General features: G+C 65.5%; 20 protein-coding genes and 2 pseudogenes. 11 read left to right on the plus strand and 11 right to left on the minus strand.

All coding sequences use genetic code 11. From position 1 onward, the window contains the following. The first annotated feature begins 141 nt into the window (after positions 1-141). From ACVIHF_RS34280 to ACVIHF_RS34300, 5 genes are all read left to right on the plus strand, one after another. Positions 142-2,193 carry an ABC transporter ATP-binding protein/permease gene (locus ACVIHF_RS34280; RefSeq protein WP_310883312.1) on the plus strand — a complete coding sequence of 684 codons (2,052 nt, stop codon included), beginning with the start codon at positions 142-144 and terminating at the stop codon, positions 2,191-2,193. Between the two features lie 30 nt (positions 2,194-2,223). Continuing rightward, positions 2,224-3,081 (plus strand): FkbM family methyltransferase, encoded by an 858-nt coding sequence (locus tag ACVIHF_RS34285; RefSeq protein WP_456793264.1) that lies wholly within the window; start codon positions 2,224-2,226, stop codon positions 3,079-3,081. 186 nt (positions 3,082-3,267) lie between these two features. Further along, positions 3,268-3,654, plus strand: a complete 387-nt coding sequence (locus ACVIHF_RS34290; protein ID WP_057021286.1) for a VOC family protein — start codon at positions 3,268-3,270, stop codon at positions 3,652-3,654. Positions 3,655-3,763: 109 nt separating this feature from the next. Then, positions 3,764-3,997, plus strand: a complete 234-nt coding sequence (locus ACVIHF_RS34295; RefSeq protein WP_225163158.1) for a hypothetical protein — start codon at positions 3,764-3,766, stop codon at positions 3,995-3,997. A 230-nt stretch (positions 3,998-4,227) separates the two neighbouring features. Next, positions 4,228-6,552, plus strand: coding sequence for an OmpA family protein (locus ACVIHF_RS34300; protein ID WP_456793265.1), 2,325 nt, complete (start codon positions 4,228-4,230; stop codon positions 6,550-6,552). A 257-nt stretch (positions 6,553-6,809) separates the two neighbouring features. Here the strand turns inward: ACVIHF_RS34300 and ACVIHF_RS34305 are convergent. Together ACVIHF_RS34305 and ACVIHF_RS34310 are read right to left on the minus strand one after the other, a co-directional pair. Beyond that, positions 6,810-8,610, minus strand: a pseudogene (locus ACVIHF_RS34305) (alkaline phosphatase). A 77-nt stretch (positions 8,611-8,687) separates the two neighbouring features. Continuing rightward, positions 8,688-9,053, minus strand: a complete 366-nt coding sequence (locus ACVIHF_RS34310) for a nuclear transport factor 2 family protein (RefSeq protein WP_253605556.1) — start codon at positions 9,051-9,053, stop codon at positions 8,688-8,690. 97 nt (positions 9,054-9,150) lie between these two features. Between ACVIHF_RS34310 and ACVIHF_RS34315 the strand changes: the two genes are divergently transcribed. Next, positions 9,151-9,738: a TetR/AcrR family transcriptional regulator gene (locus ACVIHF_RS34315; RefSeq protein ID WP_225163120.1), complete on the plus strand. Its 588-nt coding sequence runs from the start codon at positions 9,151-9,153 to the stop codon at positions 9,736-9,738. Positions 9,739-9,916: 178 nt separating this feature from the next. On the opposite strand, the gene argG is transcribed toward ACVIHF_RS34315, so the two are convergent. The 7 genes from argG to ACVIHF_RS34350 all read right to left on the minus strand — a co-directional run bounded on the left by argG (position 9,917) and on the right by ACVIHF_RS34350 (position 16,045). After that, entirely contained in the window at positions 9,917-11,254 is a 1,338-nt protein-coding gene (argG, locus tag ACVIHF_RS34320; RefSeq protein WP_253605560.1) for an argininosuccinate synthase, read from the minus strand. 90 nt (positions 11,255-11,344) lie between these two features. Beyond that, the gene (locus ACVIHF_RS34325; protein ID WP_253605562.1) at positions 11,345-12,127 is read right to left on the minus strand and encodes a phosphatase PAP2 family protein; all 783 of its coding nucleotides are present in this window, start codon (positions 12,125-12,127) and stop codon (positions 11,345-11,347) included. 37 nt (positions 12,128-12,164) lie between these two features. Next, positions 12,165-12,467, minus strand: a complete 303-nt coding sequence (locus ACVIHF_RS34330) for a hypothetical protein (protein ID WP_456793266.1) — start codon at positions 12,465-12,467, stop codon at positions 12,165-12,167. Positions 12,468-12,486: 19 nt separating this feature from the next. Beyond that, positions 12,487-12,972, minus strand: a complete 486-nt coding sequence (locus ACVIHF_RS34335) for a hypothetical protein (protein WP_456793267.1) — start codon at positions 12,970-12,972, stop codon at positions 12,487-12,489. A 150-nt stretch (positions 12,973-13,122) separates the two neighbouring features. Further along, positions 13,123-14,337 carry a 23S rRNA (adenine(2503)-C(2))-methyltransferase RlmN gene (rlmN, locus tag ACVIHF_RS34340; RefSeq protein ID WP_092087850.1) on the minus strand — a complete coding sequence of 405 codons (1,215 nt, stop codon included), beginning with the start codon at positions 14,335-14,337 and terminating at the stop codon, positions 13,123-13,125. Between the two features lie 125 nt (positions 14,338-14,462). Next, entirely contained in the window at positions 14,463-15,056 is a 594-nt protein-coding gene (locus ACVIHF_RS34345; protein WP_050383624.1) for an invasion associated locus B family protein, read from the minus strand. Positions 15,057-15,208: 152 nt separating this feature from the next. Beyond that, the gene (locus ACVIHF_RS34350; RefSeq protein WP_310882855.1) at positions 15,209-16,045 is read right to left on the minus strand and encodes an SDR family oxidoreductase; all 837 of its coding nucleotides are present in this window, start codon (positions 16,043-16,045) and stop codon (positions 15,209-15,211) included. 105 nt (positions 16,046-16,150) lie between these two features. On the opposite strand from ACVIHF_RS34350, the pseudogene ACVIHF_RS34355 reads away from it, so the two are divergent. Both ACVIHF_RS34355 and ACVIHF_RS34360 read left to right on the plus strand, forming a co-directional pair. Continuing rightward, positions 16,151-17,132, plus strand: a pseudogene (locus ACVIHF_RS34355) (NADPH:quinone oxidoreductase family protein). Positions 17,133-17,366: 234 nt separating this feature from the next. Next, positions 17,367-18,203 carry an IS5 family transposase gene (locus ACVIHF_RS34360; RefSeq protein WP_253605076.1) on the plus strand — a complete coding sequence of 279 codons (837 nt, stop codon included), beginning with the start codon at positions 17,367-17,369 and terminating at the stop codon, positions 18,201-18,203. Positions 18,204-18,422: 219 nt separating this feature from the next. On the opposite strand, the gene ACVIHF_RS34365 is transcribed toward ACVIHF_RS34360, so the two are convergent. Both ACVIHF_RS34365 and ACVIHF_RS34370 read right to left on the minus strand, forming a co-directional pair. Further along, entirely contained in the window at positions 18,423-18,800 is a 378-nt protein-coding gene (locus ACVIHF_RS34365; protein ID WP_456793268.1) for a YkvA family protein, read from the minus strand. 91 nt (positions 18,801-18,891) lie between these two features. Continuing rightward, a complete protein-coding gene (locus ACVIHF_RS34370; protein ID WP_092087879.1) occupies positions 18,892-19,197 on the minus strand; it encodes a 4a-hydroxytetrahydrobiopterin dehydratase in 306 nt (101 codons plus the stop codon). Positions 19,198-19,409: 212 nt separating this feature from the next. Here ACVIHF_RS34370 and ACVIHF_RS34375 point away from each other — a divergent pair, with 212 nt between their 5' ends. From ACVIHF_RS34375 to ACVIHF_RS34385, 3 genes are all read left to right on the plus strand, one after another. Further along, positions 19,410-20,813 carry a TAXI family TRAP transporter solute-binding subunit gene (locus ACVIHF_RS34375; protein WP_253605573.1) on the plus strand — a complete coding sequence of 468 codons (1,404 nt, stop codon included), beginning with the start codon at positions 19,410-19,412 and terminating at the stop codon, positions 20,811-20,813. Between the two features lie 238 nt (positions 20,814-21,051). Then, complete coding sequence (locus ACVIHF_RS34380) at positions 21,052-22,614, plus strand: alkaline phosphatase D family protein (RefSeq protein ID WP_253605575.1); 1,563 nt, start codon at positions 21,052-21,054, stop codon at positions 22,612-22,614. Between the two features lie 547 nt (positions 22,615-23,161). Next, positions 23,162-23,923 carry an N-acetylmuramoyl-L-alanine amidase gene (locus ACVIHF_RS34385; protein ID WP_375167124.1) on the plus strand — a complete coding sequence of 254 codons (762 nt, stop codon included), beginning with the start codon at positions 23,162-23,164 and terminating at the stop codon, positions 23,921-23,923. Positions 23,924-23,932: the final 9 nt, after the last annotated feature.

A 23,932-nucleotide genomic window follows, 5' to 3' on the forward strand; every position in this document is an offset into this window, starting at 1 on the left:
CTCAAGCACGCTGTCGTCCTGGCGAAAGCAGGGAGCCATACGCCGCGGCGGATGTTGTGGCGGGGACTCGTCGTTGCAATCCGCGCGACTGACCGCCGGTCCCAGTGCGGAACCGGGTAATTTGCCTGGCGTTATCGTGCCATGGGCAAAGCTGAGGCAAAATCCAAATCGTCGGACGGGCCGTCGTCGGCCAGGACTGCATCGTCCCGGAAAGCGAGCGCAAAGGCGGCCGGTCAAGAGCGCAAGGATCCCGCGCCAAGCGAAGGGGATGAGAAGTCGGAATTCGTCGAGGTGATTGCCGAAGGCGGCGAGGATGTCGAACCGCCGCCGCCGGAAATCGTCGAACCCGATCCCGAATTGTCGGCCGAAGAGGCCGAACAGGCGCGCAAGGACTATTTGCTGACGCGGTTCTGGATCAGCGCGCGCGGCTATTGGGGCCGGAGCGGCGACCGGCTGGCGTGGCTGTTCACGATCGGCCTGCTGCTGCTGATCGTCGCCAATGTCGCCGTTCAGTACGGCATCAATGTCTGGAATCGCTCGATCTTCGATGCGATCGAAAAGCGCGACGCGGCCAGTGTCTTCCACCTGACGGCCATCTTCTTTCCGCTGGCGATCGGCAGCGTGCTGCTGGGGGTCGCGCAGGTGTTCGGCCGCATGGGCATCCAGCGGCGCTGGCGCGCCTGGCTGACCAACGCCGTCGTCTCGCGCTGGCTGACGAACGGCCGCTACTACCAGCTCAACCTCGTCGACGGCGATCACAAGAATCCGGAGTACCGGATCGCGGAGGATCTGCGGATCGCGACGGATTCTCCGGTCGACTTCGTCGCCGGCGTGACGTCGGCGCTGCTCTCGGCCGTCACTTTCATCGTCGTGCTCTGGACCATCGGCGGCGCGCTGACGGTGACGCTCGGCGGCTCGTCGATCAGCATCCCGGGCTTCCTGGTCATTGCCGCCATCATCTATGCGGCGATCGCGTCGGGCTCGATCACGGCGATCGGCCGCAGCTTCGCGCAGATCTCCGAGGACAAGAACCAGGCGGAAGCGGAATTCCGCTACATCCTGACCCGCGTACGCGAGAATGGCGAAAGCATCGCGCTGCTCGGCGGCGAAACCGAGGAGCGCGACGGCATCGACAAGACGTTCTCGAACGTGTTGCGGCAATGGGCGCGGCTCGCCGGGCAACACATGCGCACGACGCTGGTGTCGCAGGGATCGAATCTCATTGCGCCGGTGGTACCCTTGCTGCTGTGTGCGCCAAAATTCCTCGACGGCAGCATGTCGCTCGGTCAGGTGATGCAGGCGGCCTCGGCCTTCACCATCGTGCAGACCGCGTTCGGCTGGCTGGTCGACAACTATCCGCGGCTCGCCGACTGGAACGCCTGCGCACGGCGCATCGCCTCGCTGATGATGTCGCTTGACGGGCTCGAACGCGCCGAGACCGGCGACGGCTTCGGCCGCATCGAGCGCGGCGAGACCGAGGGCGAGGCCATGCTGAGCCTCAACGACCTTTCCGTCACGCTGGACGACGGCACCGCCGTGGTCGGCGAGACCGAAGTGGTGATCGAACCGGGGGAGCGGCTATTGGTCGCCGGCGAATCCGGCACCGGCAAGAGCACGCTGGTGCGCGCCATCGCCGGCCTGTGGCCGTGGGGCGGCGGCAGTGTCGGCCTGCACGCGGACCGCCGCCTGTTCATGCTGCCGCAAAAGCCCTACGTCCCCTCGGGCACGCTGCGGCGCGCGGTGGCCTATCCCGGCGCGGCGGAGGACTGGAGCGTCGATGAGATCAGCTGTGCCCTGCACAAGGTCGGCCTCGACCATCTCAAGGACAAGATCGAGGAGGACGCGCCGTGGGACCAGACCCTGTCCGGCGGCGAGAAGCAGCGGCTCGCCTTTGCCCGACTGCTGCTGCACACCCCCGACATCGTCGTGCTCGACGAGGCGACGTCCGCGCTCGACGAGAAGAGCCAAGACAAGATGATGGAGACGGTGACGACGGAACTGCCGAAGGCGACCATCGTCAGCGTCGCCCACCGCGTCGAGCTCGAAGCGTTCCATAGCCGCAAGATCGTGCTGGAGCGCCGCAAGGGCGGCGCCAAACTGGTCAGCGACGTCGATCTGATCCCGCGCAAGGGTAAGCGAAGGCTGCTCGGCCGCTTCCTGCGGCAACGGCAGGCAGCGGGCAAGGCGGCGTAACGGGCGTTGGCGCTGCCGGCAAAACCGGCTATGCATGCCGCGCTTTTGACGAGGCCATGCGTGATCCCGAGCAACGACATATCGCCGGCGCCGTTCGGCGCCTTCGCGCCCAATGCGGCGCAGGCCGCCATCATCCGCCTGGCGCATGGCTCAGGATTGAAGCGAGGCGCGTTCCGGCCCTGGCTGTCGAAACTGGTCAATCTGTTCGGCGCTGGGCCGCTGGACGTGACCTATCAGGGCGCATCGTTCCGCTTCTATCATCAGCAAAGCGCGACCGAGCGCGGCGCGCTGTTCAATCCCGATTACAACCTTGAAGAACTCGCCTTCCTGCGGGCGCATGTCGGCGCGGATGGCACCTTCGTCGATCTCGGCGCCAATGTCGGCACCTATGCGCTGGCGCTGGCGCGCGACGTCGGGCCCGGTGGCAAGGTGATCGCGATCGAGCCGCATCCGGTGACGCATGCGCGGCTCAAGTTCAACACCCAGGCCTCCGGCTTTCCGCAGGTGCGCCTGGTTGCGGCGGCCGCCGGCCCGACCGATGGTGAACTGATGATCGAGACCGACGGCGACAATCTCGGCGCCAGCCACATCGTCACCGGCACGCCGACGGGCAAGGCGTTCAAAGTGCCGTCGCTGCGGCTGCAACGCATCCTCGACGAGGCCGGCGCGAGCAAGGTCGATGCGCTCAAGATCGACGTCGAGGGTTTCGAGGACCGCGTGCTGATCGGCTTCTTCCGCGACGCGCCCCAGTCACTGTGGCCGCGCGCGGTGGTGATCGAGCATCTGTCGAAGGACGAATGGACCGACGACTGCATTGCGGACATGCATGCGCGCGGTTACGTCGAGCAGGGCCGGACGCGCAGCAACACGCTGCTGGTACGGAGTTGACAGCCCTGTCTTCTCCTTCCCCCTGAAAGGGGGAAGGTCGGGATGGGGGTCAGCCGCAGGAACGGTGCCTGCGAAGAGAGCAGATTCCCACCCGCTTTGCTCTCGCGAGCAAAGCGACCTCCCCTTTGCAAGGGGAGGTGACACGAGAACGCGGATGCAAGTGCATCACAACAAGGGAGGCTCGCGATGATCGACCATATCGGCTTTTCCGTCTCCGACTATCAACGCGCGAAGGCGTTCTACCAGACGGCGCTGGCGCCGCTCGGCTACGGCCTGATCATGGAAGTGCCCGCGGAGGTGACCGGGCACGCGCCCGCCGCGGGCTTCGGCGCCGACGGCAAGCCGGACTTCTGGATCGGCGGGGAAGGCGCCATGAACAAGCCGGTGCATATCGCCATCACGGCCAGGGACCGCGCCACCGTCGACGCCTTCTACAAGGCCGCGATGGCAGCCGGCGGCCGCGACAACGGCGCGCCCGGCATCCGTGCGCATTACCACCCGAACTATTACGGCGCATTCGTGCTCGACCCCGACGGCCACAATATCGAGGCGGTCTGCCACACGCCCGGGTGAAGCATCGTAACGCCGCGGCGCGCGATCCGTTGTCGCTTCGAACTTCGATGGAGCGATCAATGCGCGCGACGCGATCTGGCATCGGCAACCGCCGCGGGGCCTCGATATGATGCCGATCGAGCCTCCCGAGATTCCGCCGACGACGCCGGGCACACCGAGCGAACCGCCGCCGGGAATTCCGCCCGGCAGTCCGCGCCCCGAGATTCCGGAGCCGGTGCGCGAACCCGGCGAGCCGCCGCGACCGGACGAGTTGCCTGGCAAGACACCTGACGAATCACCGGTGCGCGGACCGCCTGGACCGTCCGGCCCGCCACCTGCGACAGATCGACTCGCCGGCCGATGAGTCGCCCTTGCGCCCAAGTTCCACGTCGATCGCAAATGTGTCGGCGCGTTTCTTCTGAACGCGCGGTGAACAATCACACACGCAACCCGTTATAATGTCGAAATAAACTTCGCCGATGATTCGTGGCTCGCCACAATCCGGCCTAACGGCTGGCGGTTCATCGTCCTGCCGAATTGTTCGGTTCTCACTTTGCTTTCCTGCCCAGACTTTCCGCCGGGGACTCCTAGACAATGACAAAGCTTCGTCTCGTGCTGCTTGCCACGACTGCGCTGACGGTGATGCAATTCGCCACCTCAGCGTCGCACGCCCAAACTTCGCCTCTAGTCGTCGCACAGGCGCAGCAGAAGGAAGAAACCGGACCTGACGGAAAGCCGAAGGCGCGGCCGGCGCCGGGCGCGCCGGGTGCTCCTGCACGTCCGGCACCGCCGGCCGCAGCGCCGCATCCGCAGGCGCCACCTCCCGCCGCGGCACCCGCACATCCTGCTCCGCCGCCGGCCGCAGCGCCCGCGAAGCCGACCCCGCCTGCAGCCCCTGCCCGGCCCGAGCCGCCCGCAGCTGCACCGGCAAAGCCGACGCCGCCTCCGGCAGCCGCACCGCATCCGGCACCGCCGCCGGCTCCCGCACGGCCCGAGCCGCCTGCCGCGCGCCCGACGACGCCTCCGCCGTCGGCTGCTCCCGCACATCCCACACCGCCGCCGCCCGCGGCCGCACCCGCGAAGCCATCGCCGTCACCGGCACGGCCGGAGCCGCCCGCAGCAGCGCCTGCGAAGCCGACCCCGCCACCGCCGGCGGCCGCCCCCGCACATCCGACGCCACCGCCGCCGGCCGCAGCACCGCAGCGACCCGGCACGCCGCCGCCCGGCGCAGGACCCGCGCACACGCCGCCGACGCCGGCGCCCGGCGCCACGCCGAATGCCGCGCCCGCAGCACGTCCCGGCACCCCGCCCACGGCGGCAACGCCGACTCCGACGCCCGCAACGCCGGGAGCTCCGACAACGGCGCCAGCCGAACGCCGCCCCGGCGATCGTCCGGGTGGCGAACGCGGTGAACGTCCTGGCGGCGCCAAGCAACCGCCGGGCACCCCGCCCGCGGCGACGTCAACGCCCGCGCCTTCGGCAACGACAACGCCTCCGGCAGCAGGGGCACGACCGGGCACGCCGCCCGCCGCGACAGCTCCCGGTGCGACACCGACGCCGACACCTCCGGCAGCCGGCGCACAGCCCGCGCGTCCAGGCACCCCGCCTGCCGCAACAACGCCTCCGGCACCCGGCGCGACGCCGACGCCAGGTCAGCAGGGACGTCCGGCGACACCGCCCGGAACACCGGCAACCCCGGGCGCGGCAATGGGCGCGCCCGGCGCGGCCCCGGCTCCGGGTCAGCCGGCAGCACGTCCGGGCGTCGCGCCCGGCGTATCGCCGGCCCAGGGCGCCGCGATGGGCGCGCCGGCACCGTCGGTCGTCCCCGGCTCGGCCGCCGCAACGCCGCCGCCCGGCCGCGCGCAATATGCGCCGCCGACGGTTGCGCCCGCCTTCCGCGCCGCGCCAGCGGTCGCAGCGCCGCTGCCGCCGCCTCCGCGACATGACAACATCAAGCCGCTCGCGATCGGCGCCGCCGTCGGCGCCGGCGTGGTGGCCGGCGCCATCATCGGCGGGAGCATCGCCGACCTGCACAGCCAGCGGCAGGAGGTGGTCGAAGGCGGCCGCACCATCTACACCGAGCCGGACCGCGTCATCATCCGCGATCCGGGCGGCCAGGCCTATGTCCGCGGCGACGACGTCTATCGTTTCCGCTATGGCGCGCGCGATATCCGCACCGAGACGATCGGCGGCGAAACCCGCACCGTGGTGGTTCGTCCCGACGGCAGCGAGATCATCACGGTGGTCGGCTCCGACGGCCAGATGTTGCGCCGAATCCGCAGGGATACTGGCGGCCGCGAGGTCGTCATCATCGACAACAGCTATCGCGATCCGCGAGCGGTCGGCGGCTTCTATGTCGACGCGCCACCGCCGGTGGTCAACATTCCCTACGATCGCTACATCGTCGATGCTCAGGACGCGTCGCCCGACGTGATCTACGAGACCATGGAGGCACCGCCGGTGCAGCGGATCGATCGGCGCTACTCGCTCGACGAGATCCGCTACAGCCCCAATGTCCGCATGCAGATGCCGAGCATCGACGTCAACACGATCAACTTCGACTCCGGATCGTGGACCATCCCGCCGGATCAGGCGGCGAGGCTGCAGGTGATCGCCGACGGCCTCAACCGAGCCATCCAGCGCAACCCGCGCGAGGTGTTCCTGATCGAGGGCCACACGGATGCGACCGGCAACGACACCGACAATCTGTCGCTGTCGGACCGCCGTGCGCAATCCGCCGCCGAGCTCTTGACGCAGCAGTTCGGTGTGCCGGCTGAGAACCTGACCTCGCAGGGCTATGGCTCTCAATATCCGAAGGAGCAGACCGACGGACCGAGCCGCATCAACCGGCGCGTCACCGTCCGCCGCATCACCCCGCTGCTCAACGGCGGCACCGCCTCGGCCGCGCCGCCGCGCTGAGCCGGCGCGACATCACGATACGAAATGGCCGGGAGCGATCCCGGCCATTTTTGTTTGTTCTCCTTCCCCCTGAAAGGGGGAAGGTCGGGATGGGGGTCAGCCGCAGGTGACGGTGGCTGCGGAGAGAGCAGATCCCCACCCGCTTTGCTCTGGCGAGCAAAGCGACCTCCCCTTTTCAAGGGGAGGTTGGAGAAGCGTCGCCCCCGCAAGCGGGAGAGGTACAGCGGGCATGCTGATCGACCCAATCTCATCATTCGTTACTTCCCCGCGCCCAGTCCCAGCGCCTCGACCATCACGCGGAATATCTCGGTGTTGTCCATCGAGCCGTGGACGCGCTCGCTGCCCGGGCCCGTCGCGGTGAGAATGACGTCCTCGCCGGAATGCACGCTGGCGCCGATCATCGCCGGCAGATTGCCGAAGCGCAGCACGACGCCGGGGACATCCTTGTACTTGTCATTGGCCTTGAACGTGTCGGGCTGGTCGCCCTTCACGGTCGGCTCGTTCGGATCGTCGAGTTTCGGGCGGAACGTCTCGTAGTGATCCGGCAGGCTGGCGGAGAAGATTGCAAGCCGCCGGCTGACATCGACGCGTGACGGATAACCTTCGGCGTCCGGCGCCGGATAATTCGGGAACCCGGCTTTCTCGTAGACACCGACGCGCTCGCGCAGCGGCACGTTGGGTGTCGCCGCCATGTCGTCATTGATGGTGCCGACCAGGCTGTTCGGATGGTTGTGATCGGCCACGACCAGGATCAGCGTGTCGTCGTTGCGCGCTTTCGCCCAGTCCTTTGCCAGCCGCACCGCATTGTCGAGCATGATGGTGTCGTAGACCGCGCGCTCCATGTCGAGCAGATGGGCGTATTTGTCGATTAGGCCGGACTCGACCATCAGGAAGAAACCGGCCTCGTGTTTCGACAGCACCGTGAGCGCGGCCTGAATCTGCTCGGTCAGGTCCGGCTGCTCGGGGAATTTCCTGACGCCGCCGCCCCTCAGGAACTTGCGGTCGAGCGCGCCGTCCATGTTGCCGGCGGCGAACAGGCCGAGCAGTTGGCGGGTGTCCGGTTTGGCCGCGAGCGTGGCGAGTTCGCCTGCGGTCGTCGCGACCGGATAGCCGGCGTCGCGGAAGCGCGCGAGATAGTCGACATCGTCCTTGCGTTTCGATCCGGACGCGGATTGCCGGCAGGAAGTTCGCGGAGCCGCCGCCCATCAGCACGTCGGGCTTCGCGTCGAAATATTGCGCGACGATCGCGTCATAGGCGGCGCGGCGGCGGGTATGCGCAACCATCGCCGCCGGGGTCGCGTCCTCGACCTCGGTGTTGGTGACGATGCCGACGGCGAGGCCCGCCCGGCGCTTGGCAAGACTCGCGATGGTCTCGACCCTCGGATCGTCAAGCGGATCGGGCGTGCGATCGGCGTAGACGCCGAGCGCATTGACCGCGGCCTTGTGGCCGGTGGCGTAGGCGCTCGCGGCATTCGCCGAATCGGTGATGATCGAGTCCGAGCCGGCGGTCGCGACCAGCGCCATATGCGGCATGTCGTCGATCGCGAGCTTGCCGCGGCCCTTGCCCTCCGCGATTCCCTTGGAGAGGATTCGCGCGGCGACGCGATGCGACGGCGACATCCCGTCGCCGATGAACAGGATCACGTTCCTGGCCTTTCGCGCCTTGGTGTCGTAGACGGTCCAGGTCACCTTCCGGCTCTGCGTGCCGTCACTGACTTCGACGGCGACCTGCCCGGGCTTGACGAGCGAGACATCGCGCAGCACCAACGCCGACTGCTCCCGGCCGGCCTCGTGCGCGGTGAATGTGCCGCCCTGGCCGAACACCGCGGCATAGTCCGCGCCGTTCAGCGTGACCTTGAGCTTTGCTTGATCGACCACCCCCGGAAGCTCGACCTTGAAGTCGAATTTGGCGCCGACGAGGATATCGGCGCGATCGATCGGATAGATCGTCTGGGCGAACGCCGGCGCTGCCGACAACGCCAGCGTGACGGCCATACCGGCAACTTGCTTGATCATGATCGATGCTCCGCTCTCGCGCATCATGCGCATCATGCGCATCGGAGCGGAGGCTAGTTGCGGCGGATGACGGCGCAATGAGGCGCGCCGGGGCGTATTGCCGCAAGGCCGGCGTGATTTCAGCGCGCCATCTGCTGCGGATCGTAGAAGAAGCGCTCCTCGACCAGCTCCTCGCCGCGCCAGGTCTGCCAGGCGACCTCCTCCATGCTGCGGACCTTGCCGTCCTTGCCGGTGAATTCGAAGCGCCAGCAGATCGCCGAATGATCGCCGTCAAGCAGGAGCGGCCCGAGCCGCGTGGTCTTGACGCCGGCGACCGCGGCCAGCACCGCCGCCTCGCGCGCCGCCAGCGCCCCGCGGCCGACGCGCCACTCACCGTCATTCTCCTGGGTGCGGGCATCGACTGAATAGAAATTCCTGATCGCGCCGACATGGTCGTTGGACTCGACCGTGTCGGCGAAGGCTTGCAACGTCCTAAGCGAGGGCATCGGGCATTCTCCATTTACCGACTTATAGTCGGTATTTATCGACTGGTAGTCGGTAAGTCAATTGGCTTGCGTCTGGAACTGGGCTAGAGATGCGCCCATGGCAACCCAGGCCGAACGGCGCGAGAAAACCAGAGCCGCCATCGTCAAGGCGGCGCGGCGCATTTTTGGCGAGCGCGGCTTCGCCGCTGCGACGATGGACGACATCGCCGCCGGCGCGCGTGTCGCCAAGGGCGCGGTCTATCATCACTTCGCGACCAAGGAGGCGGTGTTCGAGGCGGTGTTCGAGCAGGTGTCGATCGACCTTGTTGCCGATCTCGACCGCATCTCGCGCGCCGAGAACGATCCGCTGGCGGCGATGGCGGCGGGCACGCAGGGCTATTTCGCGGCGTGCTCGAAAGGCCCGACCGGCCAGATCATCTTGCGCGACGGCCCCGCCGTGCTCGGCTGGGAACGCTGGCGCGAGATCGACGCGAAACATTTCGGCGGCAAGTTTCCGCGCGCGCTGGCCGCCGCGATGGACGCCGGCGTGATCGCCAGGCAGCCGATCGAGCCGCTGGCGCGGCTGCTGCTCGGCGCGGTGACGGAAGCCGCGGTTGCGGTCTCCGCGGGGCCGGACATCGGCAAGACCGGCACCGATTACGCGCGCGCGTTCCGCTCGCTGCTGGATGCGCTCAGGGTGAAGTAGGCAGGCCTCTCTCCCCACGTCGTCCCTGCGAAGGCCGGGACCCATAACCACAGGGAGGAGTCGTGGAAGCGCGCTGGAGCACCAGCGTGCTTCATAACCATGGCCGGTGGTTATGGGTCCCGGGTCGCGCTTCGCTTGCCCGGGACGACACCGAGTTTGTGTCTACCCGCCCACCATCTCAGTCCTTGTCGTTCTCGAGCTGGAAGATCTGCGAGCCTTCGTCGCTCGAGATGAGGCCGGTCTTGTTGTACAGGCCGAGCTTGGCGCGGGTGTCAGCAATGTCGAGGTTGCGCATCGTCAGCTGGCCGATGCGGTCGGCCGGCGTGAAGGCGGCGTCCTCGACCTTCTCCATGCTGAGCCGCTCCGGCGCGTAGGTCAGGTTCGGGCTCTCGGTGTTTGATATCGAGTAGTCGTTGCCGCGGCGCAGCTCGAGCGTCACCTCGCCGGTGACGGCGCGCGCCACCCAGCGCTGCGCGGTCTCGCGCAGCATCAAGGCCTGCGAATCGAACCAGCGGCCCTGATAGAGCAGGCGGCCGAGCCGCATGCCGCTGATGCGGTACTGCTCGATCGTATCCTCATTATGGATGCCGGTGACGAGACGCTCATAGGCGATGTGCAAGAGCGCCATGCCCGGCGCCTCATAGATGCCGCGGCTCTTGGCTTCGATGATGCGATTCTCGATCTGGTCGCTCATGCCGAGGCCGTGGCGGCCGCCGATCGCATTGGCCTCGAGGAACAGCGCGACCGGATCGGCAAACGTCTTGCCGTTCAGCGCGACCGGCTGGCCTTCCTCGAACCGCACCACGACCTTCTCGGCCTTGACGTCGCAATCGGCGCGCCAGAACGGCACGCCCATGATCGGATTGACGATGGTGATGCCGCTCGCAAGGCTCTCGAGATCCTTGGCCTCATGCGTCGCGCCGAGCAGATTGCTGTCGGTCGAATAGGCCTTCTCCGCGCTCATCTTGTAGGCGAAGCCTTGCGCGGTCATGAACGCCGACATCTCGGCGCGGCCGCCGAGCTCGTCGATGAACTGCTGGTCGAGCCAGGGCTTGTAGATGCGCAGGCTCGGGTTGGTCAGCAGGCCGTAGCGATAGAAGCGCTCGATGTCGTTGCCCTTGAAGGTCGAGCCGTCGCCCCAGATGTTGACACCGTCCTCCTGCATCGCCGCGACCAGCATCGTGCCGGTCACCGCGCGGCCGAGCGGCGTGGTGTTGAAATAGGTGATGCCGCCGGTCGAGATGTGGAACGCGCCGGACTGGATCGCGGCGATGCCCTCATGGACCAGCTGGGTGCGGCAATCGACCAGGCGGGCCTTCTCGGCGCCGAAATCCATCGCCTTGCGCGGGATCGCGTCGTAGTCGGCCTCGTCGGGCTGGCCAAGATTGGCGGTATAGGCGAAGACCTTGGCGCCTTTCAGCTTCATCCAGAGCAGCGCCGCCGACGTGTCGAGCCCGCCCGAGAACGCGATGCCGACTTTTTCGCCAGTGGGCAGGCTTTTCAGAATCGTACTCATGGGACGGTCCAATCGGTCGAAATCAATGATGTTTCCGGGGTGGCGATATCAAATTTCCGAAGGCTGAGCACGCCTTTAATCAGGCCCAAATCAGGCCTCGGGCTGGCTGGACGCCGCCTTGCCGCCCCGGCGCCAGCGCTGCATCCACCGGTAGCCGGGCATCGCAAGGCGGGTCAGCGTGGCATCGACCTGGGCGTCGGTCAGCCGGGTCGCTGCCCAGCGGTAGATCAGCGCGTAGAACAGCCAGACCGTGAAGAACGACACCAGGCCCGCGATCGCCACATCGGTGAAGAAATGGCCGCCAAAGGCCATGCGAAGCCCGCTGGTGACGATGCCGAACACGGTGGCCCCGGCAAAGGCCAGCGGCCGCCACGCGGGCGGCGTCAGCGCCGCCGGTGCATAGGTCCAGAACGCGGTGGCGCCCTCGCCGGAGAAGAACGAGCAGTTGCGCGGGCAGCCGCCGCGCGGGTCCCACCACGGCATGAATTGCAGGTCGCCGCCGAACTGCGTCACGAACACCGGCCGCGGCCGGCCCCAATAATTCTTGAAGGTGAGGTTGGTGAGCACGCCGGCCGAGAGCAGCATCGTGGTGAGCAGGAACACCGCGGCGCGGCCGGACATCAGCATCGGCCGGTCGGGCCGGATGAACTTCCAGACGATGGTCACGATCGCCGGCAGCACCAGCGCCCAGGCGATCCACATCGCCGCATCGCGCGCAAACGACGCCACCGCGTCGAGCTTCAGCGGGAAGGTTTTCTGCGCCACATCGTAGAACAGCGCCGCCAGCTTCAGGTCGAGCTCGGGATAGATCCCGAACAAGATGCCGACGATGAGCGCCAGCGCCAGCGCGATGAAAAGTCCGGTCCGGTTCATGGCGCGCGGTTTAGCCGACGCGGATGAGGTGGCGCAATCATTTCAAGTAAGCCCGAGGGGCATTTGCCGCTTGATCAAACAGGTGATCGACACCTTCATTTTCGTCGTAGTTAAACTGCCGCGGAGTATTGAGCGCTGCAGCACCATTTTTCGTCTGCGCCTGAAAAACGCTCAATACTAGTCCATCCAGAAGTTCCCGGGTCGCTCTGGGCAAGGTTGAGTCGATCGCCGGCAATTGAGCGAGGATATCTCGTTCAAGCTCGGGAAGTGACAATTTGCCCGATTGCGCGCTTATCACGCTTCCCAAGATTGCGGATGCGGCTCTCTGGTTCGAATCCATGTTGGCACTCTGGACGAGGTCACGGCCGCTGCGATTGCGACGGCAAGGGCGGGGGCGGCGGCAACGGCCGCGACGGCTCGCGCCAGGCGCCGGCGGAGCGGCCGGCGATCAGCCAGTAGACCACGCCCGCGACGATGCCGGCCCCGGTCATGATCTCCATGTGCCGGCGCACGATGCCATGGAATTGCATCATGTCGGGATCGAACGGAACCAGGCCGAGATAGCACGCCGCGCCAACGATCGCGCCGCCGACGGCATAGGTCAGCACGCTCCGGATGAAGAACGCCTCGGTGATCAGCACCACGATCAGCGCCGGCAGCAGCGCAAAGCCTGAGATAAAGATGAACCCGAAGCCGAGCACGATGTTGACCGCACTCTGGTCGATCTGTCCGCCGAAATCGCTGATCTCGGGATACAGCACCGCGACGACCACGATGATCCCTGCCACGAAGCAGGCCATCAGGAAGCCGAAGGCGACGACGAACAGGCGGCCGATCAAGGCCATCGGGTCATTCCATCATCGAACATCAAGCCGGGCACTAGCCTCTCCTCCGTCATGCCCGGGCTTGTCCCGGGCATCCACGTCTTCTCGCGGAGAAAGCCAAGACGTGGATGGCCGGGACAAGCCCGGCCATGACGAAATATGGAAACACACTCAATCCGTCATCGCCATCGCGCGCAGCGCCTGGCGCTCGCGGGCAGAGAGCTTTTCGGTCTCCGACTTGAGCTGGCCGCAGGCGGCGAGGATGTCGCGGCCGCGCGGCGTGCGCACCGGCGAGGAATAGCCGGCGTTGAAGATGTACTCGGAGAATTTTTCGATCTGCTCCCAGTCCGAGCATTCGTAGGCAGTGCCCGGCCACGGATTGAACGGGATCAAATTGATCTTCGCCGGAATGCCCTTGAGCAGCTTCACCAGGAGCTTCGCGTCATCGAGCGAATCGTTGACCCCCTTGAGCATCACATATTCGAAGGTGATGCGCCGCGCGTTGGAGGCGCCGGGATAATCGCGGCAGGCTTGCAGCAATTCCTTGATCGGATATTTGCGGTTCAGCGGCACCAGCTCGTTGCGCAGCTCGTCGCGCACCGCATGCAAGGAGATCGCGAGCATCACGCCGATCTCGTCACCGGTGCGCTGGATGTTCGGCACCACGCCCGAGGTCGACAGCGTGATGCGCCGGCGCGAAATGCCGATGCCTTCATTGTCGGCGACGATCAGCAGCGCATCGCGCACCGCGTCGAAATTGTAGAGCGGCTCGCCCATCCCCATCATCACGATGTTGGTGACGCGGCGCGTGCCGTCCTCGCGGTCGGCCCAGTCATTCAGCCGGTCGCGCGCCACCATCACCTGGCCGACGATCTCGCCGGCGGTGAGGTTGCGCACCAGCCGCTGCGTGCCGGTGTGGCAGAACGCGCAGTTCAGCGTGCAGCCGACCTGCGAGGAAACGCACAGCGTGCCGCGATCGGTCTCGGGGATGTAGACGCACTCGACCTCGTGCGGCCGCTCGACCTTGTCGCCGCTCGGCAGCCGCAGCAGCCATTTGCGGGTGCCGTCGTTGGAGATCTGCTCGGCGACCACCTCGGGACGATCGACGGTAAAATGCTTCTCGAGCTCGGCGCGCATGTCCTTCGAGACGTTGGTCATCTCGGCAAAGCTCTTGGCGCCGCGGAAATACATCCAGTTCCAGAGCTGCTGGGTGCGCATCTTGCGCTGGCCGGCCTGCACCCCGATCTCGCCCAGGCGCTCGGCGATCTCGGCGCGCGACAGCCCGATCAGCGACGGCTTGGCCGGCGGCACATAGGTCTCGAGCGGAACCTTCTCGACCAGCGCGCTGGCGCCGGAGACGGCATGGGTGGTCACGGTGTCGGTCATGAAACCTCAAATAGGCCTTCCAGCCGGTGCTGGAAAGCCACCAAATACCTCGATTTCAGGCCTTAAGTCGATTTTTAGAGCATGATCTTTCCGGAAAACCGCTTCACACTTTTCCGGATCATGCTCTAGCGCCGGCAGTCCTGCCCGAGCCGGTCGAGCGCCTGCGCCAGGCCCTTCAGCGAGAAGGTGTCTGTCGTCTCGGTGCCCTTGGCCGAGACCGCTTTTACCGTCAGTTCGGCCGATTTGCGCATGGATTCCACCATCCGCTCCTCCTCGGCCGCATTCTTGATCCAGAGGCCGTCGCCCTGCGTGTACATCGCATAGGTCCCGCCGCCGACCTGAAGCGTCGATTCGGAGCCCGGCTTCACCGTGTAGCCGATCATGATCGAGACTTCGTTGACGACCTTCTCCGCCGGACGGGTGGAGATGAAGGCATAGGCCGGATCACGCGGCCGGTTCGCCGGATTGGTCTTCGACGACGACGGCTTGGCGAGCGCAAAGCACACCTTCTTGCCGTTGGGCGATGCTGTGTACGCGCCCCAGGTCCCGAATTGGCCGATCAGCGTCGGCTCCGCGCCGCCGGCCGCAGCCGCGGCAGCCGAAGGCGCCGGCTTGGCTGCTTCCTTGGCCGTATCTTTCTTGGGCGCAGCCTGCGCCGGCGCGAGGGTGATGAACCCGCACAGGATACAAGCAACCAGTGATGTCAGAATCTGCCGCACGGCCAACTGGTTCCCCCATCATTGTGACTGCAAGATGGCCCGGCGATTCCCCTCCGCCGGCTCGGATGGATAACCGGGAAACGCTTTTTTGGGAAGGCAGTTAGCCGAAAGACGAACGCCGCTCACCGTCGGGCGCGTATCGCGACGCGTTATCACTTGGCGCGCGCAGCGCGCTGCTTCTCCCACTGCGCATCGGTCCATTGCAGCAGGTCCTCGGCACCGGAACTGCGTAAGTGCGAGCCACCATCCTGCACCACCATCTCGCCGTTGATGTAGCCGGCCTGATCCGAGATCAGGAAGGTCGCGAGATTGGCGAGCTCCGAATGCTCGCCGGCGCGGCCGAGCGGATTGCGATTCGCCCAGTTCTCGCCGCGCCCTTCGGGGCGCAACTGTCCGGTCGCGCCTGCGGTCGGAAACGCGCCGGGCGCGATCGCGACGGTGCGGATGCCCTTCGGGCCCCACTCCACCGCCAGGCTCTTGGTCATCGCCAGCACCGCGGTCTTGGCCATCGAGGACGGCACCGTGAACGCGCGGCCGGTGATGGTCGAGGTCGACAGGATCGAGAGCACTACGCCCTTGTGTTTGCCGTCGATCCAGCGGCGGCCGGCGGCGAGCGTGCAGTACATCGTGCCATGCAGTGTCGGCGCGAGGATCGCGTCCGCCGCACGGAACGACAAATGTTCGCTCTGCGCAATAAAGGTTGCGGCAGCATTGTTGACGAGCACGTCGATCGGCGCGTCCTGCCAGACCTGATCCATCATCGCTTCGACCGCCGCGCCGTCGCGGATATCACATCGCGCGGTAGAGACCTTCGCGCCGAGTTCGCTGCGGAATTTCGCTGCGGTTTCCTCCAGCAGCCCCTCGCGCCGTCCGCAGATGATCAGTTCGGCGCCGAGTTCGGCAAAGCGGCGGCCCATCGCCGCGCCGAGGCCGGAGCCGCCGCCGGTGATCAGGATGCGCTTTTTCGCTAGCAGGCCTTTTTCAAACATAGTTTGATCCCTCCGCACTGTATTGTCGCTCCGCCGCAAATCCGGCATGAAGCTTGTAGTCCAAGATCTTGCAACTCTTTCTGCGTCCGAAACTCAGGTGTGTCCATGAAAGCCATCCTCTGCTCGCAATACTGTCAACCTGACGATCTCGTGCTGGCTGATGTGCCCGATCCGGTGGCGGCTCCCGGCGAAGCCGTGATCGCGATCAAGGCGGCGGCGCTGAATTTCTTCGACATCCTGATGATCCAGGGCAAGTACCAGATCAAGCCGCCGTTCCCGTTCTCGCCGGCTGCCGAAGTTGCCGGCGTGATCGAAAGCGTCGGCGCCGGCATCACTGATTTGAAGGTCGGCGATCGCGTCGTCGCGTCCTGCGGCCACAACGGCGCGCGCGACAAGATCGCGCTGCCGGCGAATTCGATCGTAAAGATTCCCGACAATCTCGATTACGACCGCGCCGCCGGCATCATCATCATCTACGGCACCGCGCTGCATGCGCTGGAAGATCGCGCGAGCCCGAAGCCGGGCGAGACGCTCGCGGTGCTGGGGGCCGCCGGTGGCACCGGCCTTGCTGCGTGCGAGCTCGGCAAACTGATGGGGTTGAAGGTGATTGCCTGCGCCTCGTCGGACGAGAAGCTGGCATTCGCCAAGCAACACGGCGCCGAGCTGACGCTGAACTATGCGAAGGGAAGATCTCAAAGAGGGCCTGCGCAAGCTGACCGACGGCAAGGGCGCCGACATCGTGTTCGATCCGGTCGGCGGCGCCTATGCCGAAGCCGCGTTGCGCTCGACCGCGTGGGAAGGCCGCTTCCTGGTGATCGGCTTTGCCGCCGGCGACATCCCGAAGATCCCGCTCAACCTCGCACTGCTGAAGGGCTGCGATATCCGCGGCGTGTTCTGGGGCGCCTGGGCGCGGCAGAATCCGGACAAGAACCGCAAGAACCTCGAGAAGCTCGTGCAGTGGACCGCGGAAGGCAAGATCTCCTCGCATGTCGACCGCACCTTCCCGCTGTCGCAGACATCAGAAGCCCTGAAGGTGCTCGCCGGCCGTAAGGCGATGGGCAAGGTGATCCTGCACCCGGGAAGCTGAACCGAGATTGCGCAGCCCGGAAGGAGCCGAACGGATTACCATGGCGCTCCCTACCGTCTCCGTCACCCTGAGGAGCGCGCTCTTGCGCGCGTCTCGAAGGGTCGACGGCCCCGCTGGTCGCCGTACATCCTTCGAGACGCGCTTCGCGCTCCTCAGAGCCTGACTGAAAAATGAGTGAGTGATCTCAGTGGGGTGTGATTCCATCGGATTTGCAGAGATTCGAGGGAGAGCACGATGCCCTGGACCAAGATCACTCGGGAGCAATATCGGCGGGACGATCTGCGTTATGCAAGCGATATGACCGATGCGGAGTGGGCGCTGATCAGACGCCTGTTGCCGCGAGCGAACCGGCGCGGCCGGCCGCGTAAGACGGAGCTGCGTCGTGTGATCGAAGCGATCCTCTATATCGTTTCGACCGGCTGCCAGTGGCGGGCGTTGCCGCAGGAGTTCCCGCCCTATTCGACGGTGCAGGGCTATTTTTATAGATGGCGGGATACAGGCCGGTGGCAGAGGATTGTCAGCGTGCTTGTCCGACGGGCGCGAAAAAAGCTTGGACGGACACCGAAGCCGACGGCAGCCGTGATCGACAGTCAAAGTGCGCCGACCACCCAAGCTGGCGGACCGCGCGGCTACGATGCAGGCAAGCGCATCTACGGCCGCAAGCGGCATATCGTGACGGATACCAATGGCCTCCTCCTCGGGGTTCATGTTCATCCGGCCAACGTTCAGGACTGCCATGGCGCCGTACCGCTGCTGAAGAACGTGCGGATGAACTTCCCCCGGCTGCGCCACGTCTTTGCCGACCGGATCTACCGCGGAAATCAACTCCTCGACGCGCTCTCAGACTGCGGTCCATGGACTGTCGAGATCGTCGAGCGGCCTCAAGGCGTCAAAGGCTTCCAGCTTCTGCCGAGGCGGTGGGTGGTTGAACGCACATTCGCTTGGTTCGGCAGATGCCGTCGCCTCGCCAAGGACTTCGAGGCGACGGTGGCAACCGAAGCTGCCTGGCTGCTGATTGCACACATCAGGCTCCTGACCCGCAGACTTGCCGCTGCTGGTAAGGTTGGGTGACTTATGAGTCAGACTCTCAGGATGACGGATCGAAAGTTTCGTAGCCCGGATGGAGCGCAGCGAAATCCGGGATGCATCATAACCTTCCCTTGAAAAGGGGAGGTCGCCTTGCTCGCGAGAGCAAAGCGGGTGGGGATCAAATCTGCCGGCTTGCAGCGTCGCCTGTGGCTGACCCCCATCCCGACCTTCCCCCTTTCAGGGGGAAGGAGAAGGCAGATCTCACTCCTCGTCCGGCACCCCGCGCTTCAGCGCGGCGCGGGCGGCATCGCGATGCTCGGGCGTGATGTGGCTTGCCACCATGCGGAGCGCGGTTGCGAGCACCGCGGCGTCATCGGTGAAGCCGAGAATCGGCAGCATGTCGGGCACGAAATCGAACGGCAGGATGAAATAGGCGATCGCCCCGAGCAGCGCCGCCTGCACATGGCGCGGCGTCTGCCAGTCGAACGCGCAGTAATAGGCGGCCAGCAGGTCCTCCGCGAAGGGCAGGCTCGCCACCACCTTCTTGAACTTGATCCAGAAACGGCGGCGCACGCTTTCAGCGTCCTGCGCCAGCCGATCGGCAGGCCCAAATCCCGCGCCGTGTTCGCTCGATGTCATCGCAAGGTTCCTCGACGCCGCGCCAATTCGGCGGCGGACGATGCGAATCTGGGGATATCGGCGGACCCGCGCAAGGTTCCACGCGCCGGGGTCAACTGACCCCAAGCTGCCTTGCGATCGCGTTCATGGCCTTGGCGAGGTCGATGTCGCGCTTGGTCACCCCGCCGACATCATGGGTCGACAGCACCACCTCGACGGTCTTGTAGACGTTTTTCCACTCGGGGTGATGGTCGCTCTTCTCGGCGACCAGGGCGGCGCGGGCCATGAACCCGAAGGCCTCGTTGAAGTCCTTGAACACGAAAGTCTTGGCGATCGCCTCGCGGCCGGACGCCTCCGACCAGCCGGCCAGTTCCCAAAGGGCGGCCTTCCTCGCCTCCGCTGACAGCCGTTCGACCATGGTAAACTCTCCCGTTTGACGCCGACTTTAGCCTAACAACGGCCTCCGGGATGGGATCCACGCCCAAATTAAGGCCGAAATCGCGTCCTATCGCCGCTGGTAACCATGACGGAGTTGTAACATCTGTCCATTCAGTAATTTGCTACACATAGAGGATGTATGCGCGTTGGTAGTTTTGCGAGATTGAGCCCCGACGATTGTTTGCGAGATCGATGACAGACGGCTCCGCCAGCATGTCGCCCAAGCCGCTGCGTTCGGCAAAGCGGCGGCTGATGTTCGTTTTGATCGCGGGCGCGCTGGCCATCATCGGCACGTTGCTGGCCGGCTATTATTTCGCCGTGCGTCCGGTGACGCTGCGGATCGCGGTCGGTCCCGCCAACAGCGATGACGTCAAGGTCGTGCAGGCGCTGGCGCAGGCCTTCAACAACCAGCAGAACACCCAGGTCAAACTGAGGCCGGTGCAGACCGAGGGCGCTACCGCCAGCGCCCAGACGCTGGCCGACGGCAAGGCCGATCTCGCCATCATCCGCGGCGATCTCGAGGTGCCGAAGAATGCCCAGGCGGTTGCGACCCTGCGCAAGAATGTCGTGGTGATGTGGGTTCCGCCCGCCAAGGGCAAGGTTCGGAAATCCGCGCGGATCACCAAGATCGCGCAGCTTGCCGGCCGCAAGATCGGCGTCGTCGGCCGCACCCCGGCCAATGTCAATCTGCTGAAGCTGATCCTGACGCAATACGGCGTCGACCCGATGAAGGTCGAGATCGTTCAATTCCCGGCCAATGAGGCGGCGGAAGCGATCAAGAACCTCAAGGCCGACGCCTATCTCGCCGTCGGCCCGGCCAACAGCAAAATCACGATCGATGCGATCACGGCGTCGGTCCGCGACGGCGGCGAACCCAGCTTCCTTGCGATCGACGCCTCCGAGGCGATCGCGCAGAACCATCCGGCCTATGAGGCCGCGGAAATCCCCGCGGGCTCGCTCGGCTCCGCCGACCGGCCCGACGATGAGGTGAAGACGATCAGCTTCTCGCACCACATCGTTGCGCGGAAGGGCCTGTCGGACTCGACGGTCGCGGCATTCACGCGGCAATTGTTCGCGATCCGGCAGTCGCTCAAGACCGATTTCCCGCTCGCCGCCAAGATCGAGACGCCGGACACCGACAAGGATGCCACCATTCCGGTGCATCCGGGCGCCGCCGCGTTTGTCGACGGCGAGGAAAAAACCTTCCTCGACCGCTACAGCGACTACATCTGGTGGAGCCTGATGGCGTTCTCGGCGATGGGCTCGGCCGGTGCGTGGTTCGCCGGCTATCTCAAGCAGGACGAGCGCAACACCAACACCTCGCAGCGCGAACGCCTGCTGGAGATGCTGAAGACCGCACGGCAAAGCGATTCGATCGAGGAACTCGACCAGATGCAGGCGGAGGCCGACGACATCCTGCGCCACACGCTGGACTGCTTCGAACACGGCGCCATCGAGGAAGGCACGCTGACCGCGTTCAACATCGCGCTCGAGCAGCTTCATAACGCCGTCGCCGACCGCAAGGCGCTGCTGTTCAGCATGCCGCAGAATTTGCAACGGACTGCCACGCAGTTCAGAGCGGCGGGCACGGCGTAGAATCGCCGCTACTCTATCCGCGAGATGCCTTCGTCTCTCCCGCTTGCGGGTAGGGGCTCTCTCCTCGCCATGATTCGTCGAGAGACCCCTCCCCACCCTCCCCCGCAAGCGGGAGAGGGAGCCTGACAGACGTGCCCACCTCACGCGACGCCCGCCGCTGTAATGTCTCCGTCATGGAATTTTTCTAGGTCTTGGCGCGCCTGCGGCGCATTGTCGCTGTGACCTGAGGAGGCTCCCCATGACGATCCGGTTCTCGCGAAATCTCACCCGCCGACGCTTTCTCTCCACGGCGGCTGCGGCCGGCGCCGGCGTGATTGCGATGCCCTATCTGTCGCGCGCCGCCGACCGTCCCGTGATCACCCATGGCGTGCAGTCCGGCGATGTCGGCGTCGACGGCGGCGTGGTGTGGGCGCGTGCGGACCGGCCGTCGCAGATGATGGTCGAGGTCGCGACCACCGAGTCCTTCAAGGACACCCATACGCTGCCGCCGATCACGGCGCTGCCCGAGAGCGACTTCACCGCCAAGATGCTGCTGGAGAACCTGCCCTCCGGCCAGGACATCTTCTATCGCGTCCGCTTCCGCGACCTCGCCCATATCGACATCGTCGGCGAACCGGTGGTCGGCCGCTTCCGGACCGCGCCGAGCGACCGCCGCGACGTCTCCTTCGTGTGGGGCGGCGACGTCGCCGGCCAGGGCTGGGGCATCAATCCCGACGACGGCGGCATGATCACCTTCGCCGCGATGAAGAAGCACGCTCCGGATTTCCTTCTGCACTCCGGCGACACGATCTACGCCGACGGCGTGATCCCCTCCGAGGTGAAGCTTCCCGACGGCAAGGTCTGGAAGAACGTCACGATCCCCGAGAAGGCCAAGGTCGCCGAGACGCTCGACGAATACCGGGCCGCCCACAAGTATAACTTCCTCGACAACAACGTCCGCGCCTTCAATGCCGAGGTGCCGATCTTCGTGCAGTGGGACGATCACGAGGTGACCAACAACTGGTCGCTGTCGAAACAGCTGCCGGCGGCCTACAAGGAGCGCGACATCAATGTGCTCGCGGCGCGCGCGGCAAAGGCCTTCCACGAGATGTATCCGATGCGCGAGAGCATCGTCGAGCCTGGGCGCGTCTATCGCACGCTGAGCTACGGTCCGCATCTCGACGTCTTCATGCTCGACGAGCGCAGCTATCGCGGCCCCAACGGCCCGAACCTGCAGGAGCAGTATGGCCCCGACGCCTATTTCATCGGCCCGGACCAGATGGCCTGGCTGAAGCGCGCGCTGCTCAACTCGCGCGCCACCTGGAAGGTGATCGCCTCCGACATGCCGCTCTCGCTGATCGTCTATGACGATGCGGCCAACAAGAAGGGCTCGGAAGCCTTTGCGCAGGGCGATGGTCCGGCGCGCGGCCGCGAGCTCGAGATCGCCGACATCCTGCGTTTCATCAAGACCGCGGGAATCGTCAACACGGTGTGGCTGACCGCCGACGTGCATTACGCCGCCGCGCACTACTACAACCCAAATAAGGCCCAGTTCCAAGAGTTCGATCCGTTCTGGGAATTCGTCTCCGGCCCGCTGCATGCCGGTACGTTCGGTCCGAACGAGCTCGACAACACCTTCGGCCCCGAGGTGAAGTTCATCAAGGCGCCGGGCGAAGGCAACCAGAACCTGCCGCCGTCGGCGGGCATGCAGTTCTTCGGCCACGTCAAGATCGACGGCAAGAGCGGGCAGATGACGGTGAGCCTGCGCGACCGCGTCGACGCCGAGCTGTGGGCGATCACGCTCGACCCGAAGCCGGTCTAGTGTGCTGAATGCGAAGTTCGTGCGATTTCGCGGCAGCCACTTTCACGAACTTCGCATTCATAAAGCACACTAGAATTATAAGTTTGCTAGTGTCCTTATCGAATCCGAAGTTCGCTCCGAAGGTGCGGCAAATGATGCGAACTTCGGATTCGGGACACTAGTTCGGTCACAGCCACGACGGAACCGGACTCTTTGTCTTGACGGCCTTGCCTCCAAGGCGAGGCAACGCGATTGCCGGGGGATGGACCTCCCCGGCATCTTCCGGTACCGATGTCAGAGCCGTTATGCTGGGGGCCCGGAGGGGCGGAGCATGAGGCGCTGCGAATTCTTTCGCGTGCTCGGTGGTAGCGTTGCGAGGTTTCGGCCTCGCCGCTTGTTGGTCGTCGCGATCGCAGTGTTCGCGCTGCTGCCGATCGAAGTCAGCGATGCCGGCTGGCTGCCCGATCTCTTCAAGAGCTCACCCAAGCATGCCAAGTCGCCGAAGCGCGCGAAGGCGACAAGGGCTGCCAAATTGGCAAGGCACCGCGCTCCGCCCAGGCACCGCGCCATGCGGCTGGCCGCCCTTGGGCCAGTCACCCTGCCGCTTTCAGCTCTCAAGCCAGCCGCTGCCAAATGCGATCCCGCGACGTTCCGGATCGTGCTGGATGTCGGACATACAGCGCAATCGGAAGGCGCGATCAGCGCGCGGAATGTCGCCGAGTTCACCTTCAACCTGCGCCTTGCGCGGCTGATCGAGGAGAGGTTGAAGGCCGAAGGCTTTGCCGAAACCAGGCTGCTGCTGACCGAAGGCAAAGCGAGACCGAGCCTCTTCAAGCGGGTCGCAGCCGCCAACAATCTGCACGCGGATCTGCTGATGTCGATCCACCATGACTCCGTGCCCAACAAGATGCTCGAGGACTGGGAGTTCGAGGGCAAGAAAAGCCACTTCAGCGACCGCTTCAGCGGCTACTCCGTGTTCGTCTCCCGGGACAATCCGGACTTCAAGACCAGCCTCCGGTTCGCCGAACTGGTCGCCGGGGAAATGAAGGCCCAGGGCCTGCATTATGCCGAGCAATACAGCCAGGCCATCATGGGTCGTTACCAGCACCCGTTGCTGAACAAGGATACCGGCGTCTACAGCAATGATGAACTCATCGTGCTGAGAAAGACCGCGATGCCCGCGATCCTGCTGGAGGCGGGCTCGATCATCAACCGGGACGAGGAACGCGAGATGGACTCGCCCGAGCGCCAAAACCTCATCAGCAGCAGCGTCGCTTCCGCCGTGAAGGAATTCTGCGAGCCGCGATGGGCGCTGCTCGGTCCACCCTGACGGCCGAGC

Source organism: Bradyrhizobium sp. USDA 4506, from assembly GCF_054058795.1.

Coding starts and splice junctions, on each gene's coding strand:
- ACVIHF_RS34280 (WP_310883312.1), top strand. CDS start 142: ATGGGCAAAGCTGAGGCAAAATCCAAATCGTCGGACGGGCCGTCGTCG.
- ACVIHF_RS34285 (WP_456793264.1), top strand. CDS start 2,224: ATGCATGCCGCGCTTTTGACGAGGCCATGCGTGATCCCGAGCAACGAC.
- ACVIHF_RS34290 (WP_057021286.1), top strand. CDS start 3,268: ATGATCGACCATATCGGCTTTTCCGTCTCCGACTATCAACGCGCGAAG.
- ACVIHF_RS34295 (WP_225163158.1), top strand. CDS start 3,764: ATGCCGATCGAGCCTCCCGAGATTCCGCCGACGACGCCGGGCACACCG.
- ACVIHF_RS34300 (WP_456793265.1), top strand. CDS start 4,228: ATGACAAAGCTTCGTCTCGTGCTGCTTGCCACGACTGCGCTGACGGTG.
- ACVIHF_RS34310 (WP_253605556.1), bottom strand. CDS start 9,053: ATGCCCTCGCTTAGGACGTTGCAAGCCTTCGCCGACACGGTCGAGTCC.
- ACVIHF_RS34315 (WP_225163120.1), top strand. CDS start 9,151: ATGGCAACCCAGGCCGAACGGCGCGAGAAAACCAGAGCCGCCATCGTC.
- argG (WP_253605560.1), bottom strand. CDS start 11,254: ATGAGTACGATTCTGAAAAGCCTGCCCACTGGCGAAAAAGTCGGCATC.
- ACVIHF_RS34325 (WP_253605562.1), bottom strand. CDS start 12,127: ATGAACCGGACCGGACTTTTCATCGCGCTGGCGCTGGCGCTCATCGTC.
- ACVIHF_RS34330 (WP_456793266.1), bottom strand. CDS start 12,467: ATGGATTCGAACCAGAGAGCCGCATCCGCAATCTTGGGAAGCGTGATA.
- ACVIHF_RS34335 (WP_456793267.1), bottom strand. CDS start 12,972: ATGGCCTTGATCGGCCGCCTGTTCGTCGTCGCCTTCGGCTTCCTGATG.
- rlmN (WP_092087850.1), bottom strand. CDS start 14,337: ATGACCGACACCGTGACCACCCATGCCGTCTCCGGCGCCAGCGCGCTG.
- ACVIHF_RS34350 (WP_310882855.1), bottom strand. CDS start 16,045: ATGTTTGAAAAAGGCCTGCTAGCGAAAAAGCGCATCCTGATCACCGGC.
- ACVIHF_RS34360 (WP_253605076.1), top strand. CDS start 17,367: ATGCCCTGGACCAAGATCACTCGGGAGCAATATCGGCGGGACGATCTG.
- ACVIHF_RS34365 (WP_456793268.1), bottom strand. CDS start 18,800: ATGACATCGAGCGAACACGGCGCGGGATTTGGGCCTGCCGATCGGCTG.
- ACVIHF_RS34370 (WP_092087879.1), bottom strand. CDS start 19,197: ATGGTCGAACGGCTGTCAGCGGAGGCGAGGAAGGCCGCCCTTTGGGAA.
- ACVIHF_RS34375 (WP_253605573.1), top strand. CDS start 19,410: ATGACAGACGGCTCCGCCAGCATGTCGCCCAAGCCGCTGCGTTCGGCA.
- ACVIHF_RS34380 (WP_253605575.1), top strand. CDS start 21,052: ATGACGATCCGGTTCTCGCGAAATCTCACCCGCCGACGCTTTCTCTCC.
- ACVIHF_RS34385 (WP_375167124.1), top strand. CDS start 23,162: ATGCGGCTGGCCGCCCTTGGGCCAGTCACCCTGCCGCTTTCAGCTCTC.